12 protein-coding genes are annotated in these 12,899 nt (G+C 67.4%); 6 read left to right on the top strand and 6 right to left on the bottom strand.

Translation table 11 applies throughout. The features are described from left to right. Positions 1-31: 31 nt before the first annotated feature. The 6 genes from rsmG to rpmH form a co-directional block, all read right to left on the bottom strand. The gene (gene rsmG, locus ACH492_RS26985) at positions 32-748 is read right to left on the bottom strand and encodes a 16S rRNA (guanine(527)-N(7))-methyltransferase RsmG (RefSeq protein WP_398990257.1); all 717 of its coding nucleotides are present in this window, start codon (positions 746-748) and stop codon (positions 32-34) included. Positions 749-865: 117 nt separating this feature from the next. Then, the gene (locus ACH492_RS26980; RefSeq protein ID WP_356223347.1) at positions 866-1,378 is read right to left on the bottom strand and encodes a R3H domain-containing nucleic acid-binding protein; all 513 of its coding nucleotides are present in this window, start codon (positions 1,376-1,378) and stop codon (positions 866-868) included. Between the two features lie 14 nt (positions 1,379-1,392). Then, on the bottom strand, positions 1,393-2,694 hold the full coding sequence (yidC, locus tag ACH492_RS26975; protein WP_398990256.1) for a membrane protein insertase YidC: 1,302 nt from the start codon (positions 2,692-2,694) through the stop codon (positions 1,393-1,395). Positions 2,695-2,697: 3 nt separating this feature from the next. Next, complete coding sequence (gene yidD, locus ACH492_RS26970; RefSeq protein ID WP_307662333.1) at positions 2,698-3,057, bottom strand: membrane protein insertion efficiency factor YidD; 360 nt, start codon at positions 3,055-3,057, stop codon at positions 2,698-2,700. After that, positions 3,054-3,425: a ribonuclease P protein component gene (rnpA, locus tag ACH492_RS26965; protein WP_307662332.1), complete on the bottom strand. Its 372-nt coding sequence runs from the start codon at positions 3,423-3,425 to the stop codon at positions 3,054-3,056. Before rnpA ends, yidD begins: the two co-directional genes overlap by 4 nt. A gap of 18 nt (positions 3,426-3,443) precedes the next feature. Next, positions 3,444-3,581 carry a 50S ribosomal protein L34 gene (gene rpmH, locus ACH492_RS26960; RefSeq protein WP_006381191.1) on the bottom strand — a complete coding sequence of 46 codons (138 nt, stop codon included), beginning with the start codon at positions 3,579-3,581 and terminating at the stop codon, positions 3,444-3,446. A 360-nt stretch (positions 3,582-3,941) separates the two neighbouring features. On the opposite strand from rpmH, the gene dnaA reads away from it, so the two are divergent. From dnaA to gyrB, 6 genes are all read left to right on the top strand, one after another. Further along, positions 3,942-5,708: a chromosomal replication initiator protein DnaA gene (dnaA, locus tag ACH492_RS26955; RefSeq protein ID WP_398990255.1), complete on the top strand. Its 1,767-nt coding sequence runs from the start codon at positions 3,942-3,944 to the stop codon at positions 5,706-5,708. 851 nt (positions 5,709-6,559) lie between these two features. Then, entirely contained in the window at positions 6,560-7,690 is a 1,131-nt protein-coding gene (gene dnaN, locus ACH492_RS26950; protein WP_398990254.1) for a DNA polymerase III subunit beta, read from the top strand. Between the two features lie 135 nt (positions 7,691-7,825). Further along, the gene (gene gnd, locus ACH492_RS26945) at positions 7,826-8,704 is read left to right on the top strand and encodes a phosphogluconate dehydrogenase (NAD(+)-dependent, decarboxylating) (protein ID WP_398990253.1); all 879 of its coding nucleotides are present in this window, start codon (positions 7,826-7,828) and stop codon (positions 8,702-8,704) included. A gap of 30 nt (positions 8,705-8,734) precedes the next feature. Next, positions 8,735-9,901, top strand: a complete 1,167-nt coding sequence (gene recF, locus ACH492_RS26940) for a DNA replication/repair protein RecF (RefSeq protein WP_398990252.1) — start codon at positions 8,735-8,737, stop codon at positions 9,899-9,901. Continuing rightward, complete coding sequence (locus ACH492_RS26935) at positions 9,898-10,452, top strand: DUF721 domain-containing protein (protein WP_398990251.1); 555 nt, start codon at positions 9,898-9,900, stop codon at positions 10,450-10,452. The genes recF and ACH492_RS26935 overlap by 4 nt, the downstream gene beginning before the upstream one ends. Positions 10,453-10,829: 377 nt before the next feature. Then, entirely contained in the window at positions 10,830-12,896 is a 2,067-nt protein-coding gene (gene gyrB / locus ACH492_RS26930) for a DNA topoisomerase (ATP-hydrolyzing) subunit B (protein WP_398990250.1), read from the top strand. Positions 12,897-12,899: the final 3 nt, after the last annotated feature.

Below are 12,899 nucleotides of genomic sequence, written 5' to 3'. Positions count from 1 at the left end.
TCGCTGATAGACAGTTACGAACTGCTATGGATCAGCGACGCCGACGGGTTCGGCTGGTCCGGGCGGCCTTGGCCCGCTTCGCTGCGAAGCGCACTCCACCCGGGCTCTCCCCGACCTCCACGCGCACCACAGTGGACAGCGGATCGACGAGGCCTTCACCGACATGCAGCACCGAGGTCTCCACGACGCCGAGCTTGCTCAGTGCGGCCCGGGCTCCCTGGATCTCCTCCTCGGCGGTGTCGCCCTTGAGCGCGAGCATCTCTCCGTAGGGACGCAGCAGGGGCACCCCCCAGCCCGCCAGCCGGTCCAGCGGCGCCACGGCACGCGCCGTCACCACATGCACCGGCGGGAGCTTGCCCAGGACCTCTTCGGCACGACCACGGACCACGGTCACATGGTCCAGGCCCAGCAGCTCGACGACTTCCTGAAGGAAGTTTGTGCGCCGCAGCAGAGGTTCAAGGAGCGTGATCTTCAGATCCGGACGCACCAGCGCCAGCGGAATGCCCGGTAGGCCGGCCCCCGAGCCCACGTCGCAGACCGTGACACCCTCCGGTACGACCTCGGAGAGCACCGCACAGTTCAGCAGATGCCGTTCCCACAGCCGCGGCACCTCACGGGGACCGATCAGGCCACGCTTGACTCCGACGTTCGCGAGCAGCTCCGCATACCGCACGGCCTCCGGAAAGAACTCTCCGAATACCGTCCGCGCCTCTTCGGGCGCCTGGGGAAGCTCTGCTGCCTCCGTCACGGGAACCGTCCTTCCGTACCGCACTGTCGCACTGTGGACTGTGGTGGCTGGCTGACTATCAGGCTGACAAAGATCGGCCCCGCCTGCGAACAGACGGGGCCGACGGAACGATGGAGGTCAGGCGGGGAGTACGACGACGAAGCGCTGCGGCTCTTCGCCCTCGGACTCGCTGCGCAGACCCGCCGCGGCGACCGCGTCATGCACGACCTTGCGCTCGAACGGCGTCATCGGGTCCAGCTTCACCGGCTGACCGGTGCCCTTCACCTCGTCGGCGGCCTTGGCGCCGAGCTCGGCGAGCTCCGTGCGCTTCTTGGCCCGGAAGCCCGCGATGTCCAGCATCAGCCGGCTGCGGTCCCCCGTCTCCCGGTGCACGGCGAGCCGCGTCAGTTCCTGGAGCGCCTCCAGGACCTCGCCGTCACGGCCCACGAGCTTCTGCAGATCCCGGCTGCCCGAGTCACTGATGATCGAGACCGCGGCCCGGTCGGCCTCGACGTCCATGTCGATGTCACCGTCGAGATCGGCGATGTCGAGCAGACCCTCGAGGTAGTCGGCCGCGATCTCCCCTTCCTGCTCGAGGCGGGTCAGGGTGTCGCCACCCTCGGCGGCGGCGGAGATGGTGCCTTCCGTCACGGATGGACTCCTTCTTACTTCTTGGACGACGGGTGCTTGGGCCGCTGCTGGCCCTTGCGCTGTCCGGACTTGGGCTGCTGGCGTGCGGAACCTGAGGCAGGCTTCCCCGCCGGCTTCGGCTTGGTGTCTCCCCCAGAGCCTCCGGCCTCGGAGGCACTCCCGGAGCGCGCATCCTTCTCGAGCGAGAGCCTCGACTCGGAGTCGGCGGACTCGGAGCTCTTGGCTGCGCCCTGCTGCGCAGCGGCGGACTGACGCTTCGACTTGGTCTGACGCTTGGGCTGCTGCCGCCTCTGTGCGGGGCCGCCATCGGCCTCGGCGACTGCCGTGTCACTCTTGGCCACCGTGCCGTCCGGCTGGGCTGCGAAGCCCGCCTTGGCCAGGCCTGTGATGAACCGACGCTCGTTCTCGTTGCGGTCCGCACCCTTGGCCACGATCGCCTGGATGACATTGCGCTTGCGACGCGACCGAACCTCGCTGTGGGCGGTGACGCTCTTCAGCAGACGCTGCAGGTAGTGGTCCTGGGCCTTGCTGCCCGGCGTGGGGTTCTGGTTGATGACGTACATCTGCTGGCCCATGGTCCACACGTTGGTGGTCAGCCAGTAGACGAGGACACCGACGGGGAAGTTGATGCCCATCACGGCGAAGATGACCGGGAAGATGTACATCAGCATCTTCTGCTGCTGCATGTACGGCGTCTTGACCGTCAGGTCGACGTTCTTCTGCATCAGCTGGCGCTGGGTGTAGAACTGCGACGCCGACATCAGGACGATCATGATCGCGGTGACGATGCGCACATCGGTCAGCGAGGCGTTGAGTGCGGCGACCTTCTCCGTGCTGTCCGTGAACTTCGACGCCAGAGGGGCACCGAAGATGTGCGCCTGACGGGCGCTGTCCAGCAGCGATTCATTGATAACACCGACGGTCTTGCCCGAGGCGATGCTGGAGAGCACGTGGTACAGGGCGAAGAAGAACGGCGACTGCGCGAGGATCGGAAGGCACGAGGAGAGCGGGTTGGTACCCGTCTCCTTGTACAGCTTCATCATCTCTTCGGACTGACGCTGCTTGTCGCTCTTGTAGCGCTCCTGGATCGCCTTCATCTTCGGCTGGAGCGCCTGCATGTTCCGGGTCGACTTGATCTGCTTCACAAAGAGCGGGATCAGACAGATCCGGATGAGGATCACCAGCGACACGATCGACAGTCCCCAGGCCCAGCCCGTGTCGGGGCCGAAGATCGCCCCGTAGAGCGTGTGGAACTGGACGATGACCCACGAAACAGGTGTGGTGATAAAGCTGAAGAGACTGGCAATCGTGTCCACTAATCAGGCTCCTTGAGCATTGGGCGAGGTCTCTGCGGCCGCACTCGGGGGTTCGGGTGTCGACTCCCGGGGAGGCACATCGGCGGCGGAGTGCCCGCCCTTGCTGCCACGCAAGGCGTCGCGCAGCATTTCATGCCATCGCGGACGCTTGCGCGGCGGCACATGATCCACGCCACCCGGCGACCATGGATTGCATCGCAGGATGCGCCAGGCGGTCAGTGCTGTGCCCTTGACCGCGCCGTGCCGGTCGATGGCCGTATATCCGTAGTGCGAACACGACGGGTAGTACCTGCAGACAGGCCCCAGCAGCGGGCTGATCGTCCACTGGTACAGCTTGATCAGAGCCAGCAGCGGGTACTTCATCGCGCGCCCCCTCCCAGCAGCCGCTGAAGAGCGGCATCCAGGTCTCGGGCCAGCTGTGCATAGTCGGCGTCGCCCGCGCCGGGCAGCGCCCGTACGACCACCAGGCTACCGGGGGGCAGCTCGGCGAGCCGGTCGCGTATCAGGTGGCGCAGTCTCCGCTTGACCTTGTTGCGTACGACCGCCCCGCCCACAGCCTTGCTTACAACGAAACCCGCACACGTCGGGGGAGCGCTCTCCCCAGGCGCGTGCGGGTCCGTTGCACCGCTGCGTAGATGGACGACGAGGAGCGGGCGGCCTGCCCGGCGTCCTCGGCGTACCGCGGTCGCGAAGTCCTCGCGCCGCCTCAGCCGATTCTCGGTAGGCAGCACGTCATGACCTGTACGCGATCAGGCGGACAGGCTGGCGCGACCCTTGCCACGGCGGTTCGCGAGAATCGCGCGGCCGGCACGGGTGCGCATCCGCAGGCGGAAGCCGTGGGTCTTGGCGCGACGACGGTTGTTCGGCTGGAAGGTGCGCTTGCTCACTCGGGGGCTCCAGAAATGATTCGTTGGTGGCGGGACATCGCCTGGCTGTCACCGTGCGCCCACGAGTAGCTCGCGTTTACGCCCGAGTGCACCGCTTCACGATCACAGACCGTGATCTTTGCCCATCGGAGGCAGGCGGCAGCAGCCATCGACAACTCGACCTGGTTACGGTACGCGCGGCTGCGCCATCCGGTCAAACCAGGGTCACGGCGTGCTCCACTGTGCACAGGCTGTGGACAACAACTTGAACCGCGCGGGTCGCCCTGACTACCGTGGCTGAACTCCAATTCCTTTCCTGCCTGTCTTCCCATCCCGTCCCGAGAACCACACATTCGTGGGACCTGCGAGAGAGCGTGCCTTGTGGCTGACGTACCTGCCGATCTTGCCGCAGTGTGGCCACGAGTGCTGGAACAGCTCCTCGCGGAGGGCCAGCAGGGCATCGAGCCCAAGGACAAGCAGTGGATCGAGCGCTGCCAGCCACTCGCACTGGTGGCCGACACCGCGCTCCTCGCCGTGCCCAATGAATGGGGCAAGCGCGTCCTCGAGGGCCGACTCGCCCCGTTGATCAGCGAGACCCTCAGCCGTGAGTGCGGTCGGCCGATCCGGATCGCCATCACCGTGGACGACTCCGTGGGCGAACCTCCGGCTCCGCAGTCGCCCCCCACGCAACAGCAGGCTCCTCGCTATCAGGGCGGCCCGCAGCGCGACGAGCGGCAGAACGACCCCTATGACGACTACGGCCACCGGCCCGACGACGACCGGCTGCCGAACGTCCGTCCTGCCTACCCCGAGTACCAGCAGCATCAGCAGCTGCGCCCTGAGCCCGGCGCCTGGCCGCGTACACAGGAGGACCTGTCCTGGCAGCAGCCGCGGCTCGGTGGCTTCCAGGACCGCGACCCGTACGCCACCGCCAGACCGCGACAGCCCCAGCACGACTACCGGCAGCCGCAGCCGTCCGAGCGCCAGCAGTACGAGCAGCCGCGCCCGGAGCGCCACGACCTTCCCGATCGGCAGGCACCCCATCGCAGCATTCCCGGGGGCCCACCCGGACCGCTGGGCGCTCAGCCCTCGCCGGCGCCCGGTCCCGGTGAGCCGCATGCCCGCCTGAACCCGAAGTACCTCTTCGACACCTTCGTCATCGGCGCTTCCAACCGGTTCGCGCACGCCGCGGCGGTCGCGGTCGCGGAGGCGCCGGCCAAGGCGTACAACCCCTTGTTCATCTATGGGGAGTCGGGGCTCGGCAAGACCCACCTGCTGCACGCCATCGGGCACTACGCGCGCAGCCTCTACCCCGGCACCAGGGTGCGGTATGTGAGCTCGGAGGAGTTCACCAACGAGTTCATCAACTCGATCCGCGACGGCAAGGGCGACACGTTCCGCAAGCGCTACCGCGACGTGGACATCCTGCTGGTCGACGACATCCAGTTCCTGGCGAGCAAGGAGTCGACGCAGGAGGAGTTCTTCCACACCTTCAATACGCTCCATAACGCCAACAAGCAGATCGTGCTGTCCTCGGACCGGCCGCCCAAGCAGCTGGTGACGCTGGAAGACCGGCTGCGGAACCGCTTCGAGTGGGGTCTGACCACCGACGTACAGCCGCCGGAGCTGGAGACGCGGATCGCGATCCTCCGTAAGAAGGCGGTGCAGGAGCAGCTCAACGCCCCGCCGGAGGTGCTTGAGTTCATCGCCTCCCGGATCTCGCGCAACATCCGCGAGCTGGAGGGCGCGCTGATCCGGGTGACCGCGTTCGCTTCGCTCAACCGGCAGCCGGTGGATCTCGGGCTCACCGAGATCGTGCTCAAGGATCTGATCCCGGGTGGGGAGGACGCGGCTCCCGAGATCACCGCGAGCGCGATCATGGCGGCGACCGCCGACTACTTCGGTCTGACGGTGGAGGATCTCTGCGGATCGTCACGCAGCCGGGTGCTGGTGACCGCCCGCCAGATCGCGATGTATCTGTGCCGTGAGCTCACCGACCTGTCGCTGCCGAAGATCGGCGCGCAATTCGGCGGCCGCGACCATACGACCGTGATGCACGCGGACCGCAAGATCCGCGCGCTGATGGCCGAGCGGCGCTCCATCTACAACCAGGTCACCGAGCTCACCAACCGCATCAAGAACGGCTGAGGCAGCCACCCAAGAGGCCTTCGAGGGCGCCCCGGGACGAGGTCCCGGGGCGCCCTTCGTCGTTCCAGAGGCATCGCGGCACCCCTCCCGCACCTCTCCTCCAGATGTCCGGTGTTCGAATAGTCGGCGACCGGGAGGTGTTCTCCACAGATCTGGGGACGACTTTCCGTCCACAGCCTGGGGACTGGAAAGTTGTCCAGATTGCGTCCACAGGGGCCGTTGCTGAGACTTCATCACACCAGGTCAGACGCTTGTGGATTTGTGGCCAACCGTGCTCCACAGACTGTGGACACAGAAGCCCTCCACAGGGCTCGATCAACGTTGTCCACCGGCAGCCCACAGGCAGCGCCGCGTTGCCCACAGCTTTCCCACACCCCTGTCCACTGTTCGGCAACGAAACACCCGGGATCACTGTGTCGAGTGAAAGGCGTCACACCAACGAGGTCGGTTGGCCTGTGGGGAACGTGGGTAAAGCTGGGGACAGCACTGGGGAGAAGTCCCCCCGGGCTGTGTACCGGATGTGCAGAACTTTCGGGCGTCCACAGAACCACCGGGTTTTCCACCGGCTCCGCCCACAGGCCCGGTGGACAAAAAAATGGGTCTGACCTGCATGGATGGTGTTATCCACCGTTTCCACAGGCCCTACTACTACTCCCACTTAGAGTTACCGGGGAATTCGCTTCGAAGAAGGCCCTGTGCACAACTCGAGCCCGGAGCGCCCCACACCTCTTGCCACGACTTGACCCCGACCCGCACCGACTGTCGGTGCCGTACGTCAGACTGGTCCCCGGCGACACAGTCGACGACGAAGGCCAGCAAGGGCGAGCCAGCAACAGCAGGAGGCGGTTCCGGTGAAGATCCGGGTGGAGCGCGATGTACTCGCGGAGGCGGTGGCCTGGGTGGCCCGGAGCCTCCCGGCCCGTCCGCCGGCGCCCGTACTCGCGGGCCTTCTTCTGAAGGCGGAGGACGGCGCCCTCAGCTTCTCGAGCTTCGACTACGAGGTCTCGGCCCGCGTCTCCGTGGAGGCGGAGGTGGACGAGGACGGCACCGTCCTGGTCTCCGGCCGACTGCTTGCAGACATCTGCCGCGCCCTCCCCAACCGGCCGGTGGAGATTTCCACAGACGGTGTACGGGCGACCGTCGTCTGCGGCTCCTCGCGATTCACACTCCACACCCTGCCTGTGGAGGAGTACCCGGCGCTGCCGCAGATGCCGACCGCGACCGGCACCGTGCCCGGTGAGGTCTTCGCCTCCGCCGCCGCGCAGGTCGCCATCGCCGCCGGCCGCGACGACACGCTCCCGGTGCTCACCGGCGTACGTATCGAGATCGAGGGCGACACCGTCACGCTGGCCTCCACCGACCGCTACCGCTTCGCTGTCCGCGAGTTCCTGTGGAAGCCGGAGAACCCGGACGCGTCCGCTGTCGCGCTGGTGCCCGCCAAGACGCTGCTGGACACCGCCAAGGCGCTGACCAGCGGTGACACGGTCACCCTCGCGCTCTCCGGCTCGGGTGCGGGCGAGGGGCTCATCGGTTTCGAGGGCGCCGGGCGGCGGACCACCACCCGGCTGCTCGAGGGCGATCTGCCGAAGTACCGGACGCTGTTCCCCACCGAGTTCAACTCGGTTGCCGTGATCGAGACCGCGCCCTTCGTCGAGGCCGTCAAGCGGGTGGCTCTGGTCGCCGAACGGAACACCCCGGTGCGGCTCAGCTTCGAGCAGGGCGTGCTGATCCTGGAGGCCGGTTCCAGCGATGATGCACAGGCTGTGGAGCGCGTCGACGCGAACCTCGAGGGCGACGACATCTCGATCGCCTTCAACCCGACCTTCCTGCTCGACGGCCTGAGCGCCATCGACTCGCCGGTCGCCCAGCTCTCGTTCACCACCTCCACCAAGCCGGCGCTGCTGAGCGGCAAGCCGGCTGTGGATGCCGAGGCGGACGAGGCGTACAAGTACCTGATCATGCCTGTGCGGCTGTCCGGCTGAGTCCGCTTGGACCGCCCGAGGGCTGATCCCGACGGGCCTGCTCACGCCCGAGCGGGCCCGTCGGGCCGTCGGTACCGGCCGGGCGTAGGCTCGGATCCGGGTACGAATCGGCATACAACGCTTAAGGAATTTGTGATGGAGCTCGGTCTCGTCGGCCTCGGCAAGATGGGCGGCAATATGCGCGAGCGCATCCGCCGCGCAGGCCACACCGTCATCGGCTACGACCGCAACCAGGACGTCGCCGATGTCCACAGCCTCGAAGAGCTTGTGGGCAAGCTGAAGGGCCCTCGGGTTGTCTGGGTGATGGTGCCGGCCGGATCCGCGACCCAGTCCACCATCGACGAGCTGGCCGAGCTGCTGTCCCCCGGCGACATCGTGGTCGACGGCGGCAACTCCCGCTGGACGGACGACGAGAGGCACGCTGTAGAGCTGGGCATCAAGGGCATCGGCTTCGTCGACTGCGGTGTGTCCGGCGGCGTCTGGGGCCTGGAGAACGGCTACGCGCTGATGTACGGCGGCCATGCCGAGCACGTCGCGAAGGTGCAGCCGGTCTTCGACGCGCTGAAGCCGGAGGGCGAGTTCGGCTCGGTGCACGCGGGCAAGGTCGGCGCGGGCCACTTCGCGAAGATGGTCCACAACGGCATCGAGTACGCCATGATGCAGGCCTACGCCGAGGGCTGGGAGCTGCTGGAGAAGGTCAACTCGGTCACCGACGTACGTGAGGTCTTCCGCTCCTGGCAGGAGGGCACGGTCATCCGTTCCTGGCTGCTCGACCTGGCGGTCAACGCGCTGGACCAGGACGAGCACCTGGACCAGCTGCGCGGTTATGCAGAGGACTCCGGCGAGGGCCGGTGGACTGTGGAAGCCGCGATCGACAACGCGGTGCCGCTGCCCGCGATCACCGCGTCGCTGTTCGCGCGGTTCGCGTCTCGTCAGGACGACTCCCCGCAGATGAAGATGGTCGCGGCGCTGCGCAACCAGTTCGGCGGCCACGCGGTCGAGAACAAGAAGTAGCCCTGAGCCGGGGGAGGTCGGCGTCCATCCATGCACGTTACGCATTTGTCGCTGGCCGACTTCCGCTCGTACGCCCGGGTCGAGGTCCCGCTCGATCCGGGCGTCTCCGTGTTCGTGGGGGCGAACGGGCAGGGCAAAACCAATCTCGTCGAGGCGGTCGGCTATCTGGCGACGCTGGCCAGTCACCGGGTCTCCTCGGACGCGCCGCTGGTGCGGATGGGGGCGGACCGGGCGGTGATCCGGGCCGCTGTCACGCAGGGCGAGCGTTCCCAGCTGGTCGAGCTGGAGCTCAATCCGGGGAAGGCTAACCGGGCCCGCATCAACAGGTCTTCGCAGGTCAGACCGCGTGATGTGCTGGGGATAGTGCGGTCGGTGCTGTTCGCGCCGGAAGATCTGGCGCTGGTCAAGGGCGATCCCGGCGAGCGGCGGCGGTTCCTCGACGAGCTGGTCACGGCGCGGTCGCCGCGGATGGCGGGGGTGCGGTCCGACTACGAGCGCGTGCTCAAACAGCGCAACACCCTGCTGAAGTCGGCGGCGATGGCGCGGCGGCACGGCGGGCGCGTGGGGGCAGCTCCCGGGACGAAGTCCGGCGGGGCGGATCTGTCGACGCTGGATGTGTGGGACCAGCATCTGGCGCGGGCGGGCGCCGAGTTGCTGGCGCAGCGGATCGAACTGATCGCCGCGCTGGAGCCGCTGGCGGAGAAGGCGTACGAGCAGGTTGCGCCGGGGGGCGGGCCGGTAGCGCTGGAGTACCGTTCCTCCGCCGGTGGCGGTGCGGGTGCTGCCGGGGTGCAGGGGCGCGACGCGCTGTACGAGCAGCTGATCGGCGCGCTGACGGAGGTGCGCAAGCAGGAGATCGAGCGGGGCGTGACCCTGGTCGGGCCGCACCGGGACGACCTGGTGCTCAAGCTGGGGCAGCTGCCGGCGAAGGGGTACGCCAGCCATGGCGAGTCCTGGTCGTACGCGCTGGCGCTTCGGCTGGCCTCGTACGACCTGCTCCGGGCGGAGGGCAATGAGCCCGTGCTGGTGCTCGACGACGTCTTCGCGGAGCTGGATGCGCGGCGTCGGGAGCGGCTGGCGGAACTGGTGGCTCCGGGTGAGCAGGTGCTGGTGACCGCGGCGGTCGAGGACGATGTGCCGGGGGTGCTGGCGGGGACGCGGTACGCGGTGGCGGACGGTGCGGTGGAACGCGTATGAGCCAGGACCACGGCGGCGAGCCCGTTCAGATGCCGAAGGTGCCCGAGTCGTCGGGTGTCGACCTGGCGCGGGTCGCGCTGCGCGCGGCGAAGGAGCAGGCGAAGGCGCGGGGTGCGGCGGCGCAGCAGAAGAAGCAGGCCAGGCGGGGCGGGGGGCTGCGGTCGGGGGCGCATGCGGACGGCCGCGATCCGCTCCCGCTGGGTGCGGCGATCAACCGGCTGATCACCGAGCGGGGCTGGGAGACACCGGCCGCGGTGGGCGGGGTGATGGGGCGCTGGCCACAGATCGTGGGCGAGGACCTGGCGAACCACTGTGTGCCGTTGAAGTACGACGAAGATCCTGACGAGCGCGTGCTGACGGTGCAGTGCGACTCGACGGCGTGGGCGACGCAGCTGCGGCTGCTGGCGCCGAGGCTGGTGGCGCGGCTGAACGAGGACTTGGGGCACGGGACGGTACGGCTGATCAAGGTGCTGGGGCCCGGGGGGCCGCAGTGTGGGTACGGGCCGCTGAGGGCGCCAGGGAGTGTGGGGCCGGGCGACACGTACGGCTGAGGGGTGTCTCTCCCCACCCCCACCCCTTCCCGAAACCGGGGCTGCGCCCGGACCGCCAGGATTTTCGGCGGCCACGCCCACCCGTAACGAGCGAAACCCCCACGAGTTGTGTGACGCGTCTCTCACCACAGCCAGAACATAGTCAGACCGTAGCGAGTGGTTGACAGGCCGAAGCGCTCAACGCCCGTGTGAGCCTCCTGGAGCCCCTTCCTGGATATGGGGAGTCGGACCATCACGGTTCAGGGCGGCACATGCGGACTCAGCCACCGGCAAACCCCCATTCGTGTCGGCGGTACCGGTAGACTGGTGGACAATCCCGCCCACTCGCGGAACATGTCGAACGACGCAGCCGCTCCCGCCTGCCCGGAGAACGGCTTGTGCTGTGCCAGAAAGGGCGCTTCGTGGCCGATTCCGGCAACCCCAACGAGAACATTCCGTCCACTCCTGCCGGTGGAAACGGCGAGGTATCCGCCTCGTACGACGCCAGCGCGATCACAGTCCTCGAGGGTCTGGACGCGGTCCGCAAGCGCCCCGGTATGTACATCGGCTCGACCGGTGAGCGTGGACTTCACCACCTTGTGCAAGAGGTCGTCGACAACTCCGTCGACGAGGCTCTCGCCGGGCACGCGGACAACATCGACGTCACGATCCTTGCCGACGGTGGCGTACGCGTGGTCGACAACGGCCGCGGTATCCCGGTGGACATTGTCCCGTCCGAGGGCAAGCCGGCCGTCGAGGTCGTGCTGACCGTTCTCCACGCCGGCGGCAAGTTCGGCGGCGGCGGCTACGCCGTCTCCGGCGGTCTGCACGGCGTCGGCGTATCGGTCGTCAACGCCCTGTCGTCCAAGCTCTCCGTCGAGGTCAAGCGCGACGGCTACCGCTGGACGCAGGACTACAAGCTCGGCGTCCCCACCGCCCCCCTCCAGCGGAACGAGCCCACCGACGAGACCGGCACCACGGTCACGTTCTGGGCCGACGGCGACGTCTTCGAGACGACCGAGTACTCCTTCGAGACGCTCTCCCGCCGTTTCCAGGAGATGGCCTTTCTCAACAAGGGCCTGTCCCTGACGCTGACCGACGAGCGAGAGTCGGCCAAGGCCACCGCGGGCGCGGACGCCCCCGAGGAGCCGGACGAGGAGCCGCCCGCCAGGACGGTCACGTACTACTACGAGGGCGGCATCGTCGACTTCGTGAAGTACCTGAACTCCCGCAAGGGCGATCTGATCCACCCGACTGTCATCGACATCGAGGCAGAGGACAAGGAGCGGATGCTCTCTGTCGAGATCGCCATGCAGTGGAACTCCCAGTACACCGAGGGTGTGTACTCCTTCGCGAACACGATCCACACCCATGAGGGCGGTACGCACGAAGAGGGCTTCCGGGCCGCGCTCACGGGCCTGGTCAACCGTTACGCGCGCGACAAGAAGCTGCTGCGCGAGAAGGACGACAACCTCTCCGGCGAGGACATCCGCGAGGGTCTGACCGCGATTATCTCGGTCAAGCTGGGCGAGCCGCAGTTCGAGGGCCAGACCAAGACCAAGCTGGGCAACACGGAGGCGAAGACCTTCGTCCAGAAGGTCGTGCACGAGCACTTCACCGACTGGTTCGACCGCAATCCCAACGAGGCCGCGGACATCATCCGCAAGTCCATCCAGGCGCAGACGGCGCGCGTAGCGGCCCGTAAGGCCCGCGACCTGACCCGTCGCAAGGGCCTGCTGGAGTCGGCTTCGCTGCCGGGCAAGCTGAGCGACTGCCAGTCCAACGACCCGACGAAGTGCGAGATCTTCATCGTCGAGGGTGACTCCGCCGGCGGCTCGGCGAAGTCCGGCCGTAACCCGATGTACCAGGCGATCCTGCCCATCCGAGGCAAGATCCTGAACGTCGAGAAGGCCCGGATCGACAAGATCCTGCAGAACACCGAGGTCCAGGCGCTGATCTCGGCCTTCGGCACCGGAGTCCACGAGGACTTCGACATCGAGAAGCTCCGCTATCACAAGATCATCCTGATGGCGGACGCCGACGTCGACGGCCAGCACATCAACACGCTGCTGCTGACCTTCCTGTTCCGCTTCATGCGGCCGCTGGTCGAGGCCGGGCACGTCTATCTCTCGCGCCCGCCGCTCTACAAGATCAAGTGGGGTCGGGACGACTTCGAGTACGCGTACTCGGACCGTGAGCGCGACGCGCTCGTCGAGCTCGGCAAGCAGAACGGCAAGCGGATCAAGGAAGACTCGATCCAGCGCTTCAAGGGTCTCGGCGAGATGAACGCCGAGGAGCTGCGCATCACCACGATGGACGTGGACCACCGCGTGCTCGGCCAGGTCACGCTCGACGACGCGGCGCAGGCCGACGACCTGTTCTCGGTGCTGATGGGCGAGGACGTCGAGGCGCGGCGCTCGTTCATTCAGCGCAATGCCAAGGACGTCCGCTTCCTCGACATCTGAGTC

It is taken from the genome of Streptomyces sp. NPDC019443, from assembly GCF_044389785.1.
GTDB lineage: Bacteria > Actinomycetota > Actinomycetes > Streptomycetales > Streptomycetaceae > Streptomyces.
The sequence above is the reverse complement of the archived record's forward strand: the minus strand, read 5'-3'. Positions and strand labels throughout refer to the sequence as shown.

Bases quoted from the DNA above. Each gene is read 5' to 3' on its own strand.
- yidD (WP_307662333.1), bottom strand. From the start codon at position 3,057: ATGAAGTACCCGCTGCTGGCTCTGATCAAGCTGTACCAGTGGACGATC.
- ACH492_RS26935 (WP_398990251.1), top strand. From the start codon at position 9,898: ATGAGCCAGGACCACGGCGGCGAGCCCGTTCAGATGCCGAAGGTGCCC.
- recF (WP_398990252.1), top strand. From the start codon at position 8,735: ATGCACGTTACGCATTTGTCGCTGGCCGACTTCCGCTCGTACGCCCGG.
- gnd (WP_398990253.1), top strand. From the start codon at position 7,826: ATGGAGCTCGGTCTCGTCGGCCTCGGCAAGATGGGCGGCAATATGCGC.